Source organism: Euzebya rosea (assembly GCF_003073135.1).
Classification (GTDB): domain Bacteria; phylum Actinomycetota; class Nitriliruptoria; order Euzebyales; family Euzebyaceae; genus Euzebya; species Euzebya rosea.
In genome coordinates, this window is record NZ_PGDQ01000007.1 from 151,839 (window position 1) to 172,233 (window position 20,395).

At 71.3% G+C, this 20,395-nt stretch carries 22 protein-coding genes and 1 tRNA gene; 14 read left to right on the plus strand and 9 right to left on the minus strand.

The window, feature by feature from the left end:
- The first annotated feature begins 23 nt into the window (after positions 1-23).
- The 6 genes from CUC05_RS11700 (at position 24) to CUC05_RS11725 (ending at position 4,608) form a co-directional block, all read left to right on the plus strand.
- Positions 24-287, plus strand: a complete 264-nt coding sequence (locus CUC05_RS11700; RefSeq protein WP_108666289.1) for a hypothetical protein — start codon at positions 24-26, stop codon at positions 285-287.
- Entirely contained in the window at positions 284-670 is a 387-nt protein-coding gene (locus CUC05_RS11705; protein ID WP_108666290.1) for a hypothetical protein, read from the plus strand. The genes CUC05_RS11700 and CUC05_RS11705 overlap by 4 nt, the downstream gene beginning before the upstream one ends.
- Complete coding sequence (locus tag CUC05_RS11710; RefSeq protein ID WP_108666291.1) at positions 667-1,491, plus strand: bifunctional DNA primase/polymerase; 825 nt, start codon at positions 667-669, stop codon at positions 1,489-1,491. The genes CUC05_RS11705 and CUC05_RS11710 overlap by 4 nt, the downstream gene beginning before the upstream one ends.
- Positions 1,488-2,693, plus strand: a complete 1,206-nt coding sequence (locus CUC05_RS11715) for a DUF3631 domain-containing protein (protein ID WP_108666292.1) — start codon at positions 1,488-1,490, stop codon at positions 2,691-2,693. Before CUC05_RS11710 ends, CUC05_RS11715 begins: the two co-directional genes overlap by 4 nt.
- Before the next feature lie 223 nt (positions 2,694-2,916).
- Positions 2,917-3,165 (plus strand): hypothetical protein, encoded by a 249-nt coding sequence (locus CUC05_RS11720; protein WP_108666293.1) that lies wholly within the window; start codon positions 2,917-2,919, stop codon positions 3,163-3,165.
- A 174-nt stretch (positions 3,166-3,339) separates the two neighbouring features.
- Positions 3,340-4,608 (plus strand): phage major capsid protein, encoded by a 1,269-nt coding sequence (locus tag CUC05_RS11725; RefSeq protein ID WP_108666294.1) that lies wholly within the window; start codon positions 3,340-3,342, stop codon positions 4,606-4,608.
- Positions 4,609-5,449: 841 nt separating this feature from the next.
- Here CUC05_RS11725 and CUC05_RS11730 read toward each other — a convergent pair.
- Together CUC05_RS11730 and CUC05_RS11735 are read right to left on the minus strand one after the other, a co-directional pair.
- Positions 5,450-6,034, minus strand: a complete 585-nt coding sequence (locus tag CUC05_RS11730; protein WP_108666295.1) for a hypothetical protein — start codon at positions 6,032-6,034, stop codon at positions 5,450-5,452.
- A gap of 183 nt (positions 6,035-6,217) precedes the next feature.
- A tRNA-Glu gene (locus CUC05_RS11735) sits at positions 6,218-6,294 on the minus strand.
- A gap of 151 nt (positions 6,295-6,445) precedes the next feature.
- Between CUC05_RS11735 and CUC05_RS11740 the strand changes: the two genes are divergently transcribed.
- From CUC05_RS11740 to CUC05_RS11760, 5 genes are all read left to right on the plus strand, one after another.
- Positions 6,446-6,724: a hypothetical protein gene (locus tag CUC05_RS11740; RefSeq protein WP_108666296.1), complete on the plus strand. Its 279-nt coding sequence runs from the start codon at positions 6,446-6,448 to the stop codon at positions 6,722-6,724.
- A gap of 23 nt (positions 6,725-6,747) precedes the next feature.
- On the plus strand, positions 6,748-7,440 hold the full coding sequence (locus CUC05_RS11745; protein WP_108666297.1) for a DUF4112 domain-containing protein: 693 nt from the start codon (positions 6,748-6,750) through the stop codon (positions 7,438-7,440).
- Positions 7,441-7,665: 225 nt separating this feature from the next.
- A complete protein-coding gene (gene rpmB, locus CUC05_RS11750) occupies positions 7,666-7,902 on the plus strand; it encodes a 50S ribosomal protein L28 (protein WP_108666298.1) in 237 nt (78 codons plus the stop codon).
- Positions 7,902-8,066 (plus strand): 50S ribosomal protein L33, encoded by a 165-nt coding sequence (gene rpmG, locus CUC05_RS11755; RefSeq protein WP_108666299.1) that lies wholly within the window; start codon positions 7,902-7,904, stop codon positions 8,064-8,066. The genes rpmB and rpmG overlap by 1 nt, the downstream gene beginning before the upstream one ends.
- A 2-nt stretch (positions 8,067-8,068) precedes the next feature.
- A complete protein-coding gene (locus CUC05_RS11760) occupies positions 8,069-8,314 on the plus strand; it encodes a type B 50S ribosomal protein L31 (protein WP_108666300.1) in 246 nt (81 codons plus the stop codon).
- Between the two features lie 96 nt (positions 8,315-8,410).
- Here the strand turns inward: CUC05_RS11760 and lnt are convergent, their stop codons facing one another.
- The 7 genes from lnt to CUC05_RS11795 all read right to left on the minus strand — a co-directional run bounded on the left by lnt (position 8,411) and on the right by CUC05_RS11795 (position 15,441).
- Positions 8,411-9,991: an apolipoprotein N-acyltransferase gene (lnt, locus tag CUC05_RS11765; protein ID WP_108666301.1), complete on the minus strand. Its 1,581-nt coding sequence runs from the start codon at positions 9,989-9,991 to the stop codon at positions 8,411-8,413.
- 37 nt (positions 9,992-10,028) lie between these two features.
- Positions 10,029-10,493, minus strand: coding sequence for a hypothetical protein (locus CUC05_RS25320; RefSeq protein WP_157965474.1), 465 nt, complete (start codon positions 10,491-10,493; stop codon positions 10,029-10,031).
- 608 nt (positions 10,494-11,101) lie between these two features.
- Entirely contained in the window at positions 11,102-11,659 is a 558-nt protein-coding gene (locus CUC05_RS11775) for a hypothetical protein (RefSeq protein ID WP_108666302.1), read from the minus strand.
- Positions 11,652-13,175, minus strand: coding sequence for an amidohydrolase (locus tag CUC05_RS11780; RefSeq protein WP_108666303.1), 1,524 nt, complete (start codon positions 13,173-13,175; stop codon positions 11,652-11,654). Before CUC05_RS11780 ends, CUC05_RS11775 begins: the two co-directional genes overlap by 8 nt.
- 64 nt (positions 13,176-13,239) lie before the next feature.
- Positions 13,240-13,908 (minus strand): ribonuclease H family protein, encoded by a 669-nt coding sequence (locus tag CUC05_RS11785; RefSeq protein ID WP_108666304.1) that lies wholly within the window; start codon positions 13,906-13,908, stop codon positions 13,240-13,242.
- Between the two features lie 7 nt (positions 13,909-13,915).
- Positions 13,916-14,311 carry a hypothetical protein gene (locus CUC05_RS11790; RefSeq protein ID WP_108666305.1) on the minus strand — a complete coding sequence of 132 codons (396 nt, stop codon included), beginning with the start codon at positions 14,309-14,311 and terminating at the stop codon, positions 13,916-13,918.
- A complete protein-coding gene (locus CUC05_RS11795; RefSeq protein ID WP_205712282.1) occupies positions 14,308-15,441 on the minus strand; it encodes a M24 family metallopeptidase in 1,134 nt (377 codons plus the stop codon). Before CUC05_RS11795 ends, CUC05_RS11790 begins: the two co-directional genes overlap by 4 nt.
- A gap of 157 nt (positions 15,442-15,598) precedes the next feature.
- On the opposite strand from CUC05_RS11795, the gene rpsN reads away from it, so the two are divergent.
- The 3 genes from rpsN (at position 15,599) to CUC05_RS11810 (ending at position 20,383) form a co-directional block, all read left to right on the plus strand.
- Positions 15,599-15,904, plus strand: coding sequence for a 30S ribosomal protein S14 (rpsN, locus tag CUC05_RS11800; protein ID WP_108666307.1), 306 nt, complete (start codon positions 15,599-15,601; stop codon positions 15,902-15,904).
- 171 nt (positions 15,905-16,075) lie between these two features.
- Entirely contained in the window at positions 16,076-16,915 is an 840-nt protein-coding gene (locus CUC05_RS11805) for an SDR family NAD(P)-dependent oxidoreductase (RefSeq protein WP_108666308.1), read from the plus strand.
- Positions 16,916-16,948: 33 nt separating this feature from the next.
- Positions 16,949-20,383, plus strand: a complete 3,435-nt coding sequence (locus CUC05_RS11810; RefSeq protein ID WP_108666309.1) for a S41 family peptidase — start codon at positions 16,949-16,951, stop codon at positions 20,381-20,383.
- The last annotated feature ends 12 nt before the right edge of the window (positions 20,384-20,395 follow it).

Genomic DNA, 20,395 nt, shown 5'->3' on the forward strand with positions numbered 1-20,395 from the left:
GCCCCGACCCGCGGACAGAGGGTATGGCCGATGCCGTGGCGGCGATGTCGGCGCCGGACCGCGACCGGGCCGCCCTCGCCCTGGAGGCGCTCAGCGTCGACGGGTTCGCGTGGACCGTCGACGATCTGCGCGACCGCGTCGAGCCCCTCACCCTGTCCGGCGGCAACGCCGCGTGGGGCGGGCTCCTGTCGTCCTGGGCCCGCGCCGGGCTGATCCGCTGCGTCGGCGTCACCGAGTCGCGCCGCCGGCCGGGCGCGTTCGTCCGGCAGTGGGAGGGTGCGCTGTGACGCACCACCTCCAGATCCTCGACCCCGCCGTCGACGGCGTCGCCGAGCTCCTCGACGGGGCCAGGGCGGCACTGCTCGTGCTGTCCCTCGACACCTGCGGCCACATCACCGACTCCGCGTCGGCGTGCGTGGCCTGCCCCGCCGACGGGCTGCGCTGCACCCCGTGCGCGAAGCTGCACTACGCCGACGACCACGAGCTTGGCTGGCGGTTCACCTGCGACCGCTGCGGGACCGTCGACCACCAGCTGTCCAGCGTCATGTGCGCCGGCGTGACCGCGCTGCTGACCGGCCACCCGCTGCCCGTCGACGTCCGACTCGACGGGCTCGGGCTGTGCGCCGCGTGCTGTCTCCACGTCAGCGGTACCGCCGGGGGCGTCGGATGAGCGGCTCCACGATGCTCGACGCCGCCCTCGACCTCGCCCGCCGGGGCTGGAACGTGTTCCCCTCGGCCGCTGGATCGAAGCTGCCACTGATCAAGTCGTGGCCCGACGTGGCCACGACCGACCCCGCCCAGGTCCGCGCGTGGTGGACGCGCTGGCCTGACGCCAACGTCTCCCACTGCACGGGCGCCTCGGGCACGATGGTCCTCGACCTCGACGGGCCCGAGGGCTTCGCCTCCTGGCGCAACCTCCAGCGCGTGCACGGGCGGGCCCCGGTCACGCGCATGGTCGTGTCGCCCCGGCCCGAGGGTGGCGTCCACCTGTACTGGCGAGCCCCCGCCGATCTGTACGTGAAGTCCACGGCAGGACGGATCGGCTCGACCCACACGACCGGCATCGACGTGCGCGGAACCCGCGGGCAGGCCGTCCTGCCGCCGAGCGTCCGCGACGACGGCGGCGCCTACCGTTGGCACGACCCCGAGGCCCGGATTGCCGACCCGCCCCGCTGGCTCGTGGCCATGCTCACCCCCAAACCGCCGGTGTTCGCCAGACCGGCCCGGATCGGCACGGTTGGGTCGCGCCTCGACGGGCTCGTCCGCGTCGTGACCGGCTGCGGCAAGGGTGACCTGAACAATCGCCTCCACTGGGCGGCCTGCCGGGCCGGCGAGATGGTCCGGGACGGCGCGGGCTCGGCCGACGAAGCCGCCCGAGCCCTGCTGGCGGCAGCCATCGACAAGGGGCACCCGCGCCCCGGCGCCGAGGCCACCATCCGGTCCGGCATGGGCAAGTACGGCGTGACGCCCGCGTCAGGGGAGGCGCTGTGAACCTCGCCGACCTCGTGCCCGACGACGCTGGCACCACCGGCGCCCAGCTCCTCGACGACGTCCACGCCTTCCTGCGGCGGTTCGTCGCCTACCCGTCCCCGCCCGCCGCCGTCGCCCACGCCCTGTGGATCCTCCACTGCCACCTCATGGAGGCATGGGAGTCCACGCCCCGACTGGCGCTGCTGTCACCCGAACCGGGATCGGGCAAGACCCGAGCCCTTGAGATCACCGAGCTGCTGGTCCCCAACCCCGTCGAGGCCGTCAACGTCACCCCGGCCTACCTGTTCCGCAAGGTCGGCGACGAGGAGGCCGGCCGGCCCACCATCCTGTTCGACGAGATCGACACCGTGTTCGGGCCCAAGGCCCGCGACAACGAGGAGATCCGCGGACTGCTGAACGCCGGGCACCGGCGGGGCGCCGTCGCCGGCCGCTGCGTCGTGCGCGGCAAGCAGGTGTTCACCGAGGAGATCCCCGCCTACTGCGCCGTCGCGCTGGCGGGGCTGGGCGACCTGCCCGACACCATCATCACCCGCTCCGTCGTGGTCCCCATGCGTCGCCGTGCCGCCGGCGAGGTGGTCGAGCCCTACCGGCGCCGGCTGCACGCCCCCGAGGGCGACGCCCTCCGGACCCGCATCGAGGCCTGGGCGGCGATGGTGCTGCCCGTCGTGGACGGGGCAATACCCGATATGCCCGACGGCATCACCGACCGTCCCGCCGACGTCTGGGAACCCCTGCTGTCGGTCGCCGACGCGGCCGGCGGCGACTGGCCCGAACGGGCCCGCGGTGCGGCTGTTGCGCTTGTTGCGCATTCCAAGGCAGCCACTCCCAGCCTCGGCGTCCGGCTCCTCTCCGACCTGCTCGAGGTGTTCGGCGACAGCGAGGCGATGCCGACCGAGCTCGTGCTCGCCCGGCTCAACCAGCTGGAGGAGGCGCCCTGGGGCGACCTCAAGGGACGGGCGCTTAACGCCCGCGGGCTCGCCCAGCGGCTCCGCAAGTACGGCGTCCGGCCGGTCACCATCCGGTTCGGCGACACCACGCCGAAGGGCTACCGCCGCGAGGACCTGCACGACCCGTGGTCACGCTACCTCCCCTCATATCCCCTTAACACACGATCAGAGGGAAGCCAGTCGGTGCGGGGACCGGCCCCCATTGAATCCGCAACATCCGCAACACCCGCAACGTGGACCGGTGGCGTGCTGTGACGCGCCCCGGACAGCCCGACCACCGGACCGAGGTGCGAGCCGCCCGCGACCGCCTCGCCCACCTGTGCCAGCTCCGCGCCCAAGGCTGCGCCGGTCACGCCGACGCGGCTGCCCGCACGGGCCGGAGAGGGGGCGGGGTCGAATCACTGGAACGTAAAGCGCCCCTGGACACCCCGGCTCCTTCCGTTTCCCCCTCCCGAGAAATTCGAAAAGGACATGCACTGTGAACATCGAGCTCCCCGACCTGATCGACGCCTCCCGGACCGCCGTCGGCATGGTCCGCTGCCGCCTCGCCGGCGACCGGGCCGGCGAGGTCGCGCTGATGCGCGACGCCGACCACGAGGCGCTGCTGCTGCAGCTCGTCGCCATGGCCGCCCGGCTGACCGAGGCCAAGGCCGCCACCGACGGCACCACCCCCGACGCCCTGGTCGCCGAGTGGGCCCGCCTCCTGGCAACAGGTGCTGGCCAATGACGCGCTCCTCCCGTACGCTGGTGACAGGTTTACTCACCGAGGAACCGAGGCCGGCCGGCCGGGACCCCGTCCCCCGCGCCAACCGCACCGCAAGCCCCCACGAAGGTCGCCAGAGGCACCGCCCGGACCGCGGGGAACGCACCGCCAAGCCCATTCCTCGGAAGGAACCACGCCATGCCACAGATCACGTCTGAGACCCTCCAGCGGGCCAACAGCCAGCGCGACCACGGGATCGCCCTCGAGTCGCTCCGCGGCGTCCAGCGCGGCCTGCTCGACTCCATGACCGCCCTTGTCGACGGCGCCAAGGCCGAGAACCGCGACCTGCTCGCCTCGGAGGCCAGGGAGATGGACCGCCTGACCCTGCTGCACGCGGAGGCCGAGGTTCTCGCCGGCAGCCGGCAGGAGCAGCGCAACCGCACCGTCGACGCCATGAACCGCTCGATCGCCAAGCACGGCGTCGACGTCCGCCCCCAGGGCGAGGTCCGCGACGACCGGGGCGGCCCGGCGCCCGGCTGGCTGCCCGGCTGGAACGAGTACCGCACCCTGGAGGCCCGAGCCGTCGCCGAGGGCACCGGCTCGGCCGGCGGGTTCTTCGTCCCCACCGAGCACGCCAACACCTTCGTGGACCGTCTCGCCGCGCAATCGGTGTTCCTCAACGCCGGCCCGCGGATCTTCACCATGTCCACCGACCGGCTGGAGGTGCCCAAGATCGGCAGCTCCGTCACTGCGGAGTTCGTGGCCGAGAACACCGCGATCACCGCGTCGGACCCGACCTTCGCCCAGGTCGTGCTGACCCCGAAGAAGGCCGCCGCGCTGACCCTGGCGTCAAACGAGTCCCTCGCCGACTCCCGGCCCGAGCTGCGCGAGGTTCTGGCCTACGACCACCTCCGGTCCGTGGCGCTGCTGCTGGACCTGCAGATGCTGCAGGGCGACGGCACCGGGAACGGCCTGATCGGCGTCCGCAACTTCTCCGGCGTCACCGACACCGAGCTCGGCGCGGGCGACGGGGCGATACCCACCCTCGACGACGTCGCCGACGCCATCGAGCGGCTGGAGACCGACGACGCCACCGCGACCGCCATCTTCATGGCGCCGCGGACCTGGGCGACGTTCCGCAAGCTCGTCGACGTGGACGAGCGCTACCAGCTGGCCCCCGACCCGACGATGGAGTCCCGCCGCCAGCTGTTCGGCGTGCCGGTCCGCACCTCCTCCCAGATCGCCGTCGACGAGACCACCGGCACCTCCACCGACACCTCGTGGATCGCCGTCGTCGACATGTCCCAGATCGCCGTCGGCCGGCGCGACGGCGTCCGGCTGGAGTACAGCCGCGACTACGCCTTCGACGCCGACCAGACCGCAATCCGCACCATCTCCCGCTGGGACGTCGCCCCGATCAACGCCGGCGGCGTCGAGCTCATCACCGGCGTCCGCAACACGGCCTAGCCAAGCCACGGCCGGGCCCCCTCATCCTTCGTGGGGCCCGGGCCGCTCCGCAACCGGGTTCGTTGGTGGCCCGGCCGGAGACCCCGACGCCCCCGGCAGCAACCGGGGGCGTCACTCGTTCTTGGAGAACACCCACACTGGCATCAACTCGCCCCGTTGACCGCGACCGACACGTTGACCCGTCGAGGCCTGCGAGTAGGCCCCAACAGAGAAACGGCCCGGAGCGAGGCTCCGGGCCGTCGAAGCCGCATGAACGGGGTGGGTGCTCACGCGACTGGTGCGGGAGGCTACACGCGCTGCCCCAGCGAGTTGGGGAGAGGTCCCCACCTCGGCAGGTGAACAGTCCTGTTCACCTGCCGAGTAGCGTGGACGTTAGGTGGTGGCCGAGGTGCCGAGCGCGTCGGCAACCTTCTCCCGGGTAAACCAAGTGCGGCTTGATGTCGCGGGCCACACGGCACCGGGCCGGAACGCTTGTGACCAGTTGGGCACAAGCGTTCGGACCCTCGGTCCCTCCATCCGCTCCAGCACCCGGCCTGCACAACCTGCCTGCACAACCTGCTTGGCCCGCTCCGTGACCGACGAGGTCCGCGACCGCATCTTGGCGCTCGGTGAGTTCCACCACGGTGGAACCGGCCGCCGACTCCAACTCCACGTCCTCCGAGCTGGTCGCCCTCGGCGAGACGAGAACACCTGCCGCAAGGACATGACGGATGTCCGGTCGTTGGTCGTCGGGCAGACCAGGTGATTTCCACATCTGTGGAACCCCAAGCGACGACAGGACGTGGGGGACCGACTTGGCTGAGGTGCGTAGGACTACGCACCTGCCGAGTAGCGGGGACAGTCAGTCCCCGGAATGGGGATGGAGGATCGTGAACGCGTCCGTCAGGCACTCCATCGCGTCACCGAGATCATCCGCGGTCAGCTTCTCGTCCGGCCACTGTGTCCAGCGGTAGAGGGCGTGCATGGCCTGGCTCACGCGGCGCTCGATGAGGACCAGGTCGTCCCTCGGGACGACGCGTTCGCCCGGCAGGACCCGCCGGCCCACGATCTCTGATACCGCGTACCCGGCTGCGAGCCCCCACGCCATCGCCTCGTTGATCTCGGCCGCGTGTGCGCACCTGATCGGGTCGGCCACGGCGAAGTCGACATCGAGATCGTTCACCAGGCGGTCTGTCTCGCCGAGCTCGGGGTGAGCGAACCCCTCGATGTAGCGGAGGCCGTCCTGTAGGGCAAAGACATTCCCGAGAACGGGGTGGTTCGGCGTGTTGCCCTCCTCCTCTCGCGCCTCCAACACGGCGTTGAGAACCTGACCTGTCACCTTCCGCCCCCACGGGTGCTCGTACGGCAGGTCCTGACCGTCAACAGAGGTAGACACCTCCCCGTCCTGGCCGCCGCGCACGTCCTCGATGCTCGATACCTTGCCCATTGTCAGCGCCTCCTCATGGTGCTGGCCGGGCTCGGAGGCGTCCTAATCGCCTGCCGAGCCGCCTGCTGTTGGAGGCTCTGCCGTGCCACGTACGTGCCATAAGGAACGGATTCCTATGGCACGTAGCGGTAAGTCACGGTCAGAGCCAGTTGATACGAAACTGGCTCTGACCTGCGTTTTCGCTGGTAGCCCCGACGGGATTCGAACCCGCGTCGCCGGCTTGAAAGGCCGGTATCCTAGGCCAGCTAGATGACGGGGCCAGGAGAGAGGGCAGTGTAGCGGCTCCTCCCCGCTCCCACGCCCATCCGGTCCCCCGGCGGATACGGACCCCCGGTGGGCGCACCACGAACGGCGTTTCGAGGAATCTGGTCCAGCCACGCAACTTCGGCGACGAACTCGCGTCCAACGGGCATGACCAGTCCCGCGTCACCCACTCCGTCGTTCGGTTCCCGCCTCGCCCGCGCCTGGCTGCAGCTGCCTGCCGAACGGCGGCGGGCCGTGGTCAGCCTGCTCGCCGCGATCGCGGCCGTCCTCGCCGTGGCCGCGGTCTCCGGCGTGATGGTGGCCAACGGCCTGAGCAACCTCGTCGGACCGGTCGACCTGGTGCCCACGGCTGACGCCGTCACCCGGACCTCCGGTGAGTGGGACCCCAACGCGCCGGCCCTTCCCGCTGCGGACGAAGGGGACTGATCACGGTGGGGGGATCATCGTCAGTGACCGAGCGCAGCTACGTTACGCTGCTGCGCCAGATGGCCGAGACCTCACCGCAGCCCGACGGGCCACCGTCGAACGAGCGGGCCGACACCGTCCTCCCGGACCCCGGGCCTGCGGTCGTGCCTGCTCCCCGGGTCGAGATGACTGCGGCGGCGGGCGATGTGCCTGCGGTGTCCGACGACGCACCCGGGGCGTCGGCCAACCCGTGGGCCACTCGAGCGGGCCTGGATCCTGCCGGGCGGGAACGCCTCGCGCGGGTGCAGCGGCTCGCCAAGCTGCTCGACAGCCAGTTCCGGGTGCCCGGCACGTCGCGCACCTTCGGGGTGGACGCCGTGCTGGGCCTCGTGCCCGGGATCGGTGGCAGCGCCGGGCTTGTGCTCTCCGTGGGCCTCGTCGTCCAGGCGATCCATGCCGGTGCCCGCCCGGCCACCGTGGCCCGGATGATGGGCATCGCGGGAGTCGATGCGCTGATCGGCACCATCCCGGTCCTCGGCACGGTGTTCGACTTCGTGTTCAAGGCCAACGAGCGCAACACCCGGGTCCTGGCAAGCCAGGCCCTTCAGCCGGACCGGACGACCAAGGACAGCCAGCGGCTGGTCGCCACGACCGTCCTCGGTGCCGTCGCGCTCGTCCTGCTGGTCCTCGTCGTGGCCGTCGTCGGCGTGGTCCTGCTCCTCCGGGCCGTCTTCTAGGGATCACGAACGGCCAGCGGCGCAGGCGTCCTCCTGCGAGGGGTCCGTGTGGAACCGTCGATGGCATGGCACGCTGGCACGGACGCGCAGCCGTTCCGTCGGAGCAGATGGTTGCCGACACCCCCACCCGTGACGTACACTCGTCCGTCCGCGCATGGGGCGTGCGGTCAGCCGTGCCCGCGCCGCCCGCGCCATTCGTCCTCCAATACCTTTAGGAGCCCTGCCGTGAGCAAGGTCTGCCAGGTAACGGGCAAGCGCCCGACCTCCGGTAACAACGTGTCGTTCTCGAACAAGAAGACCAAGCGTCGCTTCGAGCCGAACCTTCAGAAGAAGCGCTACTACCTCCCTTCCGAGAAGCGGTGGGTCACGCTGACGCTGTCGACCAAGGCCATGAAGACGATCACCAAGAATGGGATCGAGACCGTGGTCGCTGACATGCGCCGCAACGGGGTGAAGGTCTGATGGCACGCAACGACAACCGCATCAAGGTCAAGCTGCGCTCCTCCGCGGGCACCGGCTTCACCTACATGACCACCAAGAACAAGAGCACCCAGCGCGAGCGCATCACCATGAAGAAGTACGACCCGGTGATCCGCAAGCACGTGGACTTCAAGGAAGAGAAGTAGGCATGAAGGCTGACATCCACCCCGAGTACCGGCCGGTCGTCTTCCAGGACACCGGCGCCAACGGCTGGACCTTCATCACCCGGTCCACCATCGAGACCAGCGACACCATCGAGCTGGACGGCACGACCTACCCCCTGAAGAAGGTCGACATCTCCGCCGCCAGCCACCCGTACTACACGGGCAAGATGAAGATGGTCGACACCGCGGGCCGTGTGGACCGCTACAACCGCCGCTACGCCAAGGGCTAGCGCCGGCCAGATCGAAGAACCGCGCAACGGCACCCCGACGGGGTGCCGTTGTTCGTTGTGGGGACCGTGACCCCGCGGGGTCAGGTCACCCGGCCGTCAGTCGTCGGCGTCCCGGCGACCACGAACGCGCTCGCCGAGCACCGATGCAAGGGCGGCGACCGCCACCAGCTGTGCCAGCCCGGGCACCAGGCTGCCCAGGCGCATGGCCATGGTCGTGCCGTCGAGGAGCGGGACCTCCATGCGCGGTGACGCCGGTTCGAACAGCTCGGTCCGCTCCAGCACCTCCCCTTCCGGGGAGATGAAGGCGCTGATGCCCGATATGCCGGCGTGCACCACCCATCGGCCCGTCTCGACGGCCCTGAGGGTGCTGAACGCCAGGTGCTGGGCCGACATGGGGGTGTCGCCGAAGGAGGAGTTGTTGGTGCTGACCACGATCAGGTCGGCGCCGGCCAGCACCTGATCCCGGACCAGCATCGGGAAGATGTTCTCGAAGCAGATGACCCCGCCGATGTGCGCACCCGCGACCTCGAGGACCTGCGCCTCGTCCCCCGGCAGGGTGTCGTTGGGGATCTGCTCCAGCGGTGGGAACCAGTCCAGCAGCTCCCGCGCCGGGACGTACTCCCCGAAGGGCACGGGCTTGCGCTTGACGTAGCTCTCGCCCTCGCCATCCTCGGTGAACACCGTCATGCGGTTGAAGAGGGTGTTCGATCGTGGACCGCCGATGTACTCACCCGCCAGGATCGGTGTGGGTGCAACCGCCGCCAGCCCCTCCTCCAGCAGGTCGGCGATCGGCGCGCCCCGAGGGGTACGGATGTCGATGTCGAGGGAGTTCTCGGGCCAGATCACCAGATCGGGTGGGTCCGCGGCGAACGGTCGGGTCGCCAGCAGGGCGAGCTCGGCCACGCGCTGGATGCGATCGCTGTCCAGCCGGTTCACCCCTGCCGCCGCCGTGGCGCGTGTGTCGCCGCCCTGGGCGATGCCGACCTCGATGGCACGACCGGTCGACGTGGGGGTCTCACCGGTCAGGAGGACGGCCAGGGAGAGGGTCCCGAGCACCACGAGGAGGGGGGTGCGGATGGCGCCGAAGAGGTGTTCGGCCGGGATCTCGGCCTCGCGTGCGGCCGGCCACGTCCGGCTGCCGGTCCTGATGCCCGCCTCTGCCGCGACGGCGATGGTGGCCAGGCAGAGGGACACCCCGTGCACGCCGAGCGTGCGAGCGACCCCGAGCAGCGGTCCCCCGGCGTGCTGGGTGTAGCCGAGGCCACCCCAGCCGAAGCCGCCGAGCGGCCAGACGCCCCGGGCCGCCTCGATCCCCACCCACAGGGCCACGACGACCGCGGGCCGCCACAGCCGTTCGCCGTACACGGCGCCCAGCCCGACGAACAGTCCAAGCCACATGGCCTGGATCACCACGAGCAGGCCGAAGGCGGCGACCCCGAAGGGCAACAACCAGTACAGCAGCGGCCCGAACGCCACGAGCCCCGCCAGGGTTCCCCAGCCGAAGCCCGCACGGAACGGCCTGACCGTCGCAGCCAGATCCCGGGACAGCGCCACCAACGGCACCAGGGCGACGTAGCCGAGCCATCCCGCGTCCATGGGGGGATGGGCGGCGAACAGCATCGTGCCGCCCGTCAGCGCCATCAGCAGGCGCAGGAGGACGGGCGGGACGGGTCTCACCGGGAGGGGGATGTGTGCGGATGCTGCGTGGGGACGATCACACGCAGTCGAAGCACAGCATCTCCTCTCGGTCGGCGAGCTGGGATGGCTTCTTGACCAGGAAGCAGGACCGGCAGGTGAACTCGTCCTCGCTGATCAGCTCGACCTTGCGGCGAGGCTTGGCGCCCTTCTTGCTGCCCTCGTCGCCGTCGACGTCGAGGGGCTGGACCTCCTCGTCCTCCTCCAGGAGTTCGTCGAGCTCGTCGTCGAGGTCGTCGGCGTCGTCGTCGTCCTCCTCGGCGACGTCCTCCACGTCGTCGTCGTCTTCGTCATCGTCATCGACGACGTCGGTGTCGTCGTCGGCGTCGTCGTCGTAGATCTCGTCGTCGTCGGCGATGTCGTCACCCAGGTCGTCGAGGTCGTCGTCACCGTCGAGGTCGTCGTCACCGTCGAGGTCATCGTCGTCCTCGAGGTCGTCGTCGAGGTCGTCGGCTGCTGTGGACTCGAGCTCGCGGTCTGTCAACGCGGGCCTCCATGGGTCGGGGATTGGTGCCGCAGTGGCGAGGGACCGGCAGGGTAGCCCGTCGAGCCGCCCGCACACGTGCGGGTCACCGAAGCGGGCGCATGTGTAGCGGTTCGGAGGCCGCCGTGCAACGTCTTGGCACGAACACGCACCGGCCCCGAACGGTGGCGTTCGGGGCCGGCTGCGGTTGAGGGATGGGCGACAGGTGGCACCACCGGATTGTCGTGACGAACTCCAATCCGCCGTTCTCTACTGTGTCGCTCTTCCCTTCCGATCAATCGATCCGGGCCGCCCGTACTGGGAACCGAACCGGCGGTGCGGTTGCGGTCCGTACACATGTGCCGTCGTTGGCACCTTGGGAGGCGGGACAGAACCGGGTGAAGTTCCCCTTCACCCGTCGCCCCACCTCGTCACACCCAACGTGTCCAGCGGACGCCTTCTCCTTGATCTCGTTCGCCAGACGTTAGGACTCCGACCCGTCGTCGTCAACCCTTCCCTTCGGAGGCCGAATGGGCGCTGACCTGCGGTTTCGATGATCCGGGAAACCTCGACGGAAAATCCGTGCGATTCGTCCGAATTCTCCCGTTCACCTTCGGGGCGTCGATCGGTCAGGTGCGGAGCAGCCGGTCCCACCCAACGAGGACGCCGGTGTCGCGATCGTCCTCCGACTCGGCCTCCTGGGCGACAGGCCCGTGACCCTCGGTCACGAGGTGGATGCCCAGTCGCTGGGCCAGCGAGGCCACACGGACGCGGGTCACGTCCTCGGTGTCGGAGTCGAGCCGCCAGGCCTTCCGGCCCTCCACCGCCCCGACGGCCGCGGCCATCTCGGCGTCGTCGGCCGGCAGCAGGACGACGCCGGTGTCCACGACGTCCCAGAGGCGGGCGGTCAGCAGGTCGAGGGCGCGGTCGAGGTCGTCGCTGGCCTCCTCGACGGCGAAGCGGATCTCGTAGTCGCTCGTGCTGCCACGGAGTGGTTCGGCGTCGGCCAGCCGTTGGATCGCCGGGACGAGGTCGACGCCCCACCGCGCCGCGGCGACCGCACCGGCCACGAGCAGGCCGAGCCCCGGCCAGTCGTCGGCCACGCGACCCGCGGCGGCCACCGCCGCCTCCGCGGTGGCGCCGACGAGCACGCCGAGGGCGGCGTCGGTCCGAGTGGGATCAGGCATGCACGCGTCCGTCCTCGAACACCGGGCGGCCGGCGACCATCGTCATCACGCAGCGACGTTGCTCCGGGTCGGCGGGGTGCTCGAAGGCGGCGAGATCGGCCCGCTGGCCCGGCCGGAGCACCCCGACGTTGGCCTGATGTGCGGCGGTCCGCCCGCCGAGGGTTGCCGCACGGATGCCGAGGTGGCGTTCGAGGGCCGGCAGCCCGACACGCGGTTCGGCCGCCGCGTCCACGGAGCGCCAGGGATCGAGGTTCACCACGCTGTCGGATCCGAAGGCCAGCGGGATGCCGTGGGCGGCCAGGGAGCTGAGCGGGTTGGAGGTCCGGGCACGCTCGGCACCGAGCCGCAGCTCGTAGGCGCCGCCGTCGACGCCGAGGCTCAGGTCGGTCGCCGGCTGGATGACGACGACGACGCCGAGGCGCGCCAGGCGGACCATCTGCTCGGGCTGGATGAGCGCGGCGTACTCGATCCGGTGGGCCAGGCGTCGCAGCTGGGCGACACCGACCTCCGCCGCGACCTTCTCCAGCACCTCGATGGCCTGGGCGACGGCACGGTCCCCGATGGCATGCAGCGCGACCTGGATGCCCCGACGCGTCGCCTCCAGGGCGAACTCGGTGAGCTCGGCGGAGTCGCGGTAGAGCTGTCCGGATCCCGCACGGTCGACGTAGGGCTCGACCAGGGCGGCGCTGTGGCTGCCGATCGTCCCGTCCAGCAGGAGGGAGCCGCCGACCCGGCGCAGGCCCCGCTCGACGACGAACTCCAGGTCGAGGTCGCCCCAGTAGGGGACGACCTCGATGGGCCACTTGCCCTGCAGCCAGGCGTCGAAGTCGGCGGGGCCCATGCGATGGGGGCCGCCCATCTCGTGGACGCTGGCCACGCCGAGGGTGACGAGGTGCTCCGCGGCGGAGGAGCGTGCCTCGGACAGGACGCCATCGGGCATCTCGGCGCTGAACCAGCGCTGGGCGACCTGGGCGGCTTCCTGGCGCAGCAGGCCGGTGGGGCGGCCGTCGGGGCCGCGTTCGACGCCGCGGGACCGCGCGATGGGCAGGGCCGACAACGAGGTGCGGTCCACCACGACGCAGTGGCCATCCGCTCGCACGAGCATGACGGGCCGGTCGTCACCGGCCCGCGCGAGGTCGTCGGCGGACGGGGCCCGGTGCTCGGGCCACCGGGTCTCGTCCCAGCCACCGGCCCAGATCACCCGGTGGGGTGTCACGGTTGCGATGGCCTGGACCGCGCCGAGGCAGTCCGACAGGGACTCGGCGATCGAGAGGTCCATGGCGTTCAGGGCCAGGCCGACGTTGGTGAGGTGGCTGTGGGCGTTGACGAAGGCCGGCATCACCGTTGCACCGGTCAGGTCGATCCGCCGCACGCCGGGGACCGTCGGTGTGTCCTCCACCGCGCCGAGCCAAGCGATCCGACGTCGCTTGACGAGCAGGGCGCTGGCGTGGGGTCTCGCGTCGTCGAGTGTGACGACGTCAGCACCGACCAGCAGCAACGGTTCGTCGCCAACCATCGTGGCCAAGACTACGGGATGTGACGCGTTGTGCCCGTGAGGCGGGTGCGTCGACCGTGTTCCGTCACACTTCGTCCCGCATCCAGGCGGTGGAGAGCGAGTCGGCGTACTCGTTCCACCGGTTGCCGGAGTGTGCGGCGATCCAGCGGATCTCCACCTCGGGTCGTTCGGCGACCAGCCGGTACAGCGGCTTGATGAGGTCGAGGTTCTTGATCTCGCCGCCCTTGCGCGTCCAGCCCTTGGCCTCCCACCCCTTGGCCCACTTGGTGAGGGTGTCCACGGCGAGTCGCGAGTCGGTGTAGAGGACCGCCGGCGTGCCGGTGGGGACCAGCTTGATGCCGGCGTCGATGGCGGCGAGCTCCATGCGGTTGTTGGTGGTGGCCGGGTCGTGCCCGTAGGCCCGGTCCACGACCTCGCCGTCGACGACGTAGACCGCCCCCCATCCGCCCGGACCGGGGTTGGGACTGGAGCTGCCGTCGGTGAAGACCCCGTCGGTTGGGCCGTCGGTGTACTTCTCGAGCACCTCTGCGGTGGTCAGGTTCTCCTCGGTGAGGGTGCCCCGTCGGCCGCCTCCTCCTCCGCCGCGCCCCTTGCCGCCGGTTCGCTTGCTGCCCGACCCCTTGCGGCCCTTCTTCCAGCACGCCGAGCACTCCTTGGGGGTCCAGCCGGGGAACCGGCCGGTCAGCTCGGTGTCGACCTCGAAGGTCGTTCCACACGTCGAACACTTGGGCATCTGGCGATCAGCTCCCTGCGGCGGCCTGCAGGGCGGCTGCAGGCAGGATCGGGCTGACGAAGGCCAGGACGAACGCAACCGCGGTCCAGACCAGTCGTCGTCGGCCGGGCACCGTACCGGCGATGACGTCCAGCAGCAGGACCAGGACCAGCCAGCCGGACCAGACCAGCAGGCCGACGACGATGGCCGCCATGAACCACACGAGGGCGCCCCGACCGTCGCCACCGAACGCGGCGTTCAGCCCGAGGACGATGATCGCCGTGACCGCGAACGCGATGGCACCGGCGACCGCCGCCCGCCGGAGGACACGCTGGTCGGCGCTGGGTCGCGAGTCGTCGATCCCGACGTCCGGGTGGGTCTCCGGGCTGGCGTCGTGCGTGGTGTCGGAGTCGGGGGTGCTCACGGGGTGACGGGGACCAGGATCCGGTCGTGGTCGGCGACGTTCAGGCGCTCCACCCCGTCGGCGGTGACCGCGACGATGTCCTCCAGCCGCATCCCGAAGCGCCCCTCCAGGTAGATGCCGGGTTCGATGGAGAAGGTCATGCCCTCTGCCAGGACCAGGTCGTTGCCTTCCACGATGTAGGGCTCCTCGTGGACCTCCAGGCCGATGCCGTGCCCCGTGCGGTGGATGAACGCCTCGCCGTAGCCGGCGTCGGTGATGATTTGTCGGGCGGCACGGTCCACGGACTCGGCGGTGACACCCGGCCGGACGTGGTCGACGGCGGCCTGCTGCGCAGCCCTCAGGACTGCGTACGCCTCGGCGTACCCCTCGGGCTCCTCCCCCACGACGTAGCAGCGAGTGCAGTCGCTGAACCACCCGTCGACGGGACCCCCGATGTCCACCACGACCGCGTCGCCGGCCCGGATGACACGATCGGAGGTCTCGTGGTGCGGGGATGCGCCGTTGGGTCCGCTGGCGACGATCACGAAGTCGATCGCATCGTGGCCGGCGGCGAGCATGGCCTCGGCGATGTCGCGGCCGACCTCGTCCTCGGTCCGGCCGGGGCGCAGCAGCTCGGGCACGCGGGCGTGGACGGCGTCGATGGCCCGTCCGGCGGCGCGGAGCCCGGCGACCTCGTCGGGGGTCTTGGCCATGCGGACCTGGCGGGTCACCGCCGACGCCGGTGTCCACGTGGCGCCCGGCATGGCGTCCTGCAGTCCCAGGACGAAGCGGGCCCACAGCTGGTCGCCGACGCCGATCGCCTCGTCCGCCCGGCCGCCGTCGAGGTGGCCGGCCACCAGCGCGAACGGGTCCTCGGTCTCCCCGTAGCCGTGCACGGGCACGCCGACGCCGGCCGCTTCCGCACGTGCGCGCTCGAGCTCGGGGACGACCAGCAGGTGGTTGCCGTCCGCGGCGACGACCAGGAGGGTCATCCGCTCCAGCGGGTGGGTGTCGTAGCCGATCAGGTGGCGCAGGTCGGCGCCGGGGCCGATCAGCAGAGCGCGGACGCCCGCGTCCTCCATGGCGGTGACGGCACGGTCCACGCGGGACGTGCTGGTGGTCGAGGCGGTGTGGGTGGTGGTGGCTGACACGCGGCCGATGATACGGCTGGCACGGATTCCGGCCGGCGCGTACACTTCTCCATCCGCCGTTGCGCGGCCCATCGTGCTGCCTGCGCCCCAGCGTCCTCGCTGTACGGCATCATCGGAAAGTCCTCACCACCGCACACCCTCGTCGAAAGACACAGTCGTGGCCAAGAAGAGCAAGATCGCAAGGAACATCCAGCGCCAGAAGATGGTCGCTCAGCAGGCCGAGCGCCGCGCCGAGCTCAAGGCCATCATCAGCAACCCGGACACGCCGTTCGAGGAGAAGCTGGTCGCCCGTGACACCCTCAACGCCATGAAGGTGAACGGCAGCCCGGTGCGCCTGCGCAACCGTGACCGCCTGAACGGTCGCCCGCGCGGCCACATCGGTTTCGCCGGCCTCTCCCGCGTGACCTTCCGCGAGCTGGCCCACAAGGGCGAGCTCCCGGGCATCACCAAGTCCTCCTGGTAGGACGCGGCTGAGGGGCGTCGCCCGCCCCTCGCCCCCGATGACCGCCGACCTCGGGTCGGCGGTTTCGTCGTTCCCGGAGCGAACGGGCTTTCCCCGCTGGGTTAACAGCGATAGGTTGCCGGCCGGCGGCGTCGCCCCGACGCTGCATGTCGAGCCGAGGAGCACTCCAGCATGACCGTCGAGCTGAACGGCAAGGTCGCCGCCATCACCGGTGGCGCCCGCGGGATCGGGAAGGCCATCGCCGAGGCCTTCGTGGCCGAGGGCATGTCGGTCGCGATCGGCGACCTCGACCTCGAGCTGGCGCAGGCCACCGCCGAGGAGCTGGGCGACCGCGTCGTCGCCTTCGAGCTGGACGTGACCGTCCCCTCCTCGATGGATGCCTTCGTGCGCTCCACCGAGCAGGCGTTCGGCCCGCTCGACGTGATGGTCAACAACGCCGGGATCATGGTCGTCGGCGACTTCCTCAAGGAGGACGACCGCGCGACCGACCTGCAGATCGACGTCAACGTCCGCGGCGTGCTCCTCGGCGCCAAGTCAGCCGGCCGGGTGATGGCCGACCGCGGGCAGGGCCACATCGTCAACATCGCCTCTGCTGCTGGCAAGGTCCCGATCGCCAGGCTGGTCACCTACGTCGGGACCAAGCACGCGGTCGTCGGGATCAGCGACGCCCTGCGCGCCGAGCTGCGTCCGCACGGCATCCAGGTGTCCTCGATCATGCCGAACGTGGTCAACACCCGGCTGGGCGCCGGGTTGGGGTCCAGCATGATCCCGTCCGTGGAGCCGGAGGACGTCGCAGCCGCGGTCGTGCGGGTCGTGCGGGGTCGCAGGAACGAAGCGATGGTCCCATGGATCCTGGAGCCCCTCCGGATGCTCACCGCCGGCCTGCCGTCGGTGGCCCGTGACTTCCTCACCCGGGCGCTCGGGGGTCACGACGTGATGGCCAACACCGACGACGCCGTCCGCGACGCCTACCAGGCCGAGGCGCTGCAGGGACAGAACGCGCGGCGCTGACCGGTTGGGGTCGGGGGGCTACTGTCCTGCGACATGGCTGCCCCCGCTGACTACCTCCGTCACCCGGCCGTTCACGGCGACACCCTCCTGGTCGTCGCCGACGACGACATCTGGATCGCCGACCTCGGCGGGGGCCGTGCACATCGGGTGACCGACGGCCGCACGGCCGCAAGCCACCCGCTGCCGTCACCCGACGGGTCGTGGCTGGCGTTCACCTCGAGGGAGGAGAGCCACCCCGAGGTCTACCGGATGCCGCTGGAGGGCGGGTCGCACGACCGGTGGACCCACCTCGGGGCCAGCGTCAGCGTGCCGCGGGCCTGGCGGGGCGAGGATCGGCTGGTCCTTGCCACCAACGCCCGGCTGCCGTTCGTGCGGGACAGCCAGCTGATGGAGATCGGTGGGGACGGTCCCGAACCCCGGCCGCTGGGCTGGGGCACCGCCCACGAAGTCGCCTTCGGGGACGACGGCCGGGTGCTGCTCGGCCGCAACACGACCAACCAGGGGCGGTGGAAGCGGTACCGCGGGGGGACGGCCGGTCACCTGTGGCTGGACGTCGACGGGACGGGCACGTTCGAGCGGCTGCTCCCGGACCTGCCCGGTGACATCTCCTCCCCCATGCTGATCGGCAACCGGGTCTGGTTCGTCTCCGACCACGACGGCGTCGGCAACGTCCACTCCTGCGACCTGGAAGGCGGCGACCTGCGCCGCCACACCGACCACCACGACTTCTACGCCCGCTTCGCCCACACCGACGGCACGACGATCGTCTACACCGCCGGCGGGGACGTCTGGCGGCTGGACCCCACATCCGACGCGGCACCCGCACGGGTCGAGCTGCGCCTCGGGTCGCCGCGGACCGAGCGGTCACGACGGTTCGTCGACCCGTCCCGATGGCTGCAGTCCTACGCGGTGCATCCCAAGGGCACCCACGTCGCCATGCGCGTTCGTGGCCGGCCGTTCTCGATGCCGCTGTACGACGGCCCGGTCGTGCAGCACGGGGCGAGGGATGGGGTCAACCACCGGCTGGTCGACTGGCTGCCCGACGGCGAGCGGCTGGTCCTGCTCGCCGACACCGACGGCGAGGAGCGGTTGGAGGTCCACGGGCCCGACGGGACGGTGACCCGGTTCGACGACGTCGAGGTCGGGGTGCCCCTGGACCTGGTCGTCTCGCCCCTGGAGGACCTGGTGGCCCTCGTCGACCAGGGCGGCCGCCTGCGCGTCGTCGACCTGACGGACGGCTCGGTGACTGAGGTGGCGTCGTCGGTGTACGGCGTGGACCATCCCCGCTGGTCGCCCGACGGCCGCTGGCTGGCGTGGTCGCACCGCGAGAGCAACTGGTACACCGCGTCCATCCGCATCTGGCATCGCGAGGACGGCACCGAGGCGGTCGTGGCCGAGGGCCGACATGCCAACCGTGCACCGGCGTGGGACCCACAGGGGAAGTTCCTGTACTGGATCGCCAGCTCGCGGCTGTCGCCCGTGCCGGACGGGGTCCGGTTCGACCACGGGTTCCCCATGCCCGACCTGGTCGTCGCGGCGGTGCTGACCGAGGACGGTCGGGCCCCGATGGACCACGACCCGCATGCACCCGGACAGCGACCAGGCGGCAAGAAGCGGCCCACGCCGCCGCCCCTCCCCTCCCCGGCCCGCGGCACCGACGAGGACCAGCCGGCCCCCGTGGCACCGCTGGACGGTGACCCCGCGAACGGCGGGGATGCCGACGGCGACCCGGTCGACCCGACCGATCCGGACGGTCCGACCGATGACGGCGGCGCGCCGGACGGGGACGCGCCCAACGGCGCCGACTTGGACGCGGATGCCGCTGACCCGCTCGGCGTCGGGAAGGCCGACAAGAAGGAGCCGCCGCCGATGCGGCTCGACGTCGAGGGGCTGTCGGAGCGTGTCGTGACGTTGCCGTTCCCGACCGGTCGCTACCGGGCGGTCACCGGGCTGCGCGGCAAGGTCATGGCGATGGGCATGCCGCTGCGTCCCCAGCCGCTGGTGCCCCGGCCGCCCAACGACCGGCCGCCGATGGCGCAGCTCGAGGTGCTGGACCTGCTGACCGGCAAGCACGAGGTGCAGATCCCCTCGGTCAGCTCCTACGCGGTGTCGGAGGACCGGTCGACCCTCGTGTACTCGGTGAAGCGTCGCCTGCGAGCGGTCCGGGCCGGCGTCAAGCCGCCGGAGGGGCCGGCGGCCGACGGTCCGCCGCGGGTGTCGGGCTGGCTGCAGCTGGGTCGGTTGTCGGTGGAGGTCTCCCCGCCGGCGGAATGGCGGCAGATCCTGGCCGAGGCCTGGCGGCTGCAGCGGGAGCTCTTCTGGCACGCCGAGATGTCCGGGGTGGACTGGGACGCCGTCCGTGACCGGTACCTGTCGCTGGTCGACCGGATCGCCACCAGGGCAGAGCTGTCGGACCTGATCTGGGAGATGCTGGGCGAGCTCGGGACCGGCCACGCCTACGAGCGCGGCGGTGACCATCCGTCGGCGCCGCAGGCACCGCTCGGCCACCTGGGCGCGGACGTGGAGTTCGGCGAGGAGGGGTGGACCGTCGGGCGGGTGCTCGTCGGGGACCCGACCGACAGGTCCCGTCGGATGCCGCTGCGGGCACCCGGTGTGCGGGTGTCGGAGGGTGCGCGGCTGCTGGCCGTCGACGGGGTGCCGGTGGACGAGACCACCTCACCGGCCAGCCTGCTGGTCAACCGTGCCGGCAAGGAGGTGACGCTGCGCGTGGCCGACCCCGAGGAGCGGACCGTCCGCGTGCGGCCGCTGTCCTCGGAGACGCCGCTTCGCTACGCCGACTGGGTGGCCGGCAACCGGGCCCGGGTGGCCGAGCGGTCCGGCGGGCGCATCGGCTACGTGCACATCCCCGACATGAGCGCCGGCGGGTACGCCGAGTTCACCGACCAGTACCTGTCGACCATGCACTGCGAGTCGCTGGTCGTGGACGTGCGGTTCAACGGTGGCGGGAACGTCTCGTCGCTGATCCTCGAGACGCTGAGCGGCCGGCGGATCGGCTACCAGCTGCGGCGGACCGGCGCGCTGGAGCCGTACCCGCACCACGCCCCGGCGGGCCCGCTGGTCGCGGTCACCAACGAGCGGTGCGGATCCGACGGCGACATCTTCACGCACGCGTGGAAGCGGCTGGAGCTCGGCCCCGTCGTGGGCACCCGGACGTGGGGCGGCGTGATCGGCATCCAGCCCCGCAACCCCAGCGTCGACGGCACCGTGACGACCCAACCGGGCTTCGCCTTCTGGTTCGACGACGTCGGCTTCGGCGTGGAGAACTACGGCACCGACCCGACCAACCCCGTCGAGATCGCCCCCCACGACGCAGCCGCCGGCCTGGACCCCCAGCTGGACACGGCCATCGACCTGGCCCTGGAGGCCCTGGAGGCCCAGGGCCCACCCGAGCTGCCCGACGTGGGCACGGCGCCGATGCTGACCAGACCCGACCTGCCACCCCGGTAGCGGCGGCGGGGA

What these genes read in the sequence shown, in the direction of transcription:
- CUC05_RS11805 (WP_108666308.1), top strand. Translation starts at nt 16,076, where the DNA reads ATGACCGTCGAGCTGAACGGCAAGGTCGCCGCCATCACCGGTGGCGCC.
- CUC05_RS11810 (WP_108666309.1), top strand. Translation starts at nt 16,949, where the DNA reads ATGGCTGCCCCCGCTGACTACCTCCGTCACCCGGCCGTTCACGGCGAC.
- CUC05_RS11730 (WP_108666295.1), bottom strand. Translation starts at nt 6,034, where the DNA reads ATGGGCAAGGTATCGAGCATCGAGGACGTGCGCGGCGGCCAGGACGGG.
- CUC05_RS11780 (WP_108666303.1), bottom strand. Translation starts at nt 13,175, where the DNA reads ATGGTTGGCGACGAACCGTTGCTGCTGGTCGGTGCTGACGTCGTCACA.
- CUC05_RS11700 (WP_108666289.1), top strand. Translation starts at nt 24, where the DNA reads ATGGCCGATGCCGTGGCGGCGATGTCGGCGCCGGACCGCGACCGGGCC.
- CUC05_RS11775 (WP_108666302.1), bottom strand. Translation starts at nt 11,659, where the DNA reads ATGCCTGATCCCACTCGGACCGACGCCGCCCTCGGCGTGCTCGTCGGC.
- rpmG (WP_108666299.1), top strand. Translation starts at nt 7,902, where the DNA reads ATGGCACGCAACGACAACCGCATCAAGGTCAAGCTGCGCTCCTCCGCG.
- CUC05_RS11740 (WP_108666296.1), top strand. Translation starts at nt 6,446, where the DNA reads ATGACCAGTCCCGCGTCACCCACTCCGTCGTTCGGTTCCCGCCTCGCC.
- CUC05_RS11725 (WP_108666294.1), top strand. Translation starts at nt 3,340, where the DNA reads ATGCCACAGATCACGTCTGAGACCCTCCAGCGGGCCAACAGCCAGCGC.
- CUC05_RS11710 (WP_108666291.1), top strand. Translation starts at nt 667, where the DNA reads ATGAGCGGCTCCACGATGCTCGACGCCGCCCTCGACCTCGCCCGCCGG.
- CUC05_RS11785 (WP_108666304.1), bottom strand. Translation starts at nt 13,908, where the DNA reads ATGCCCAAGTGTTCGACGTGTGGAACGACCTTCGAGGTCGACACCGAG.
- CUC05_RS11760 (WP_108666300.1), top strand. Translation starts at nt 8,069, where the DNA reads ATGAAGGCTGACATCCACCCCGAGTACCGGCCGGTCGTCTTCCAGGAC.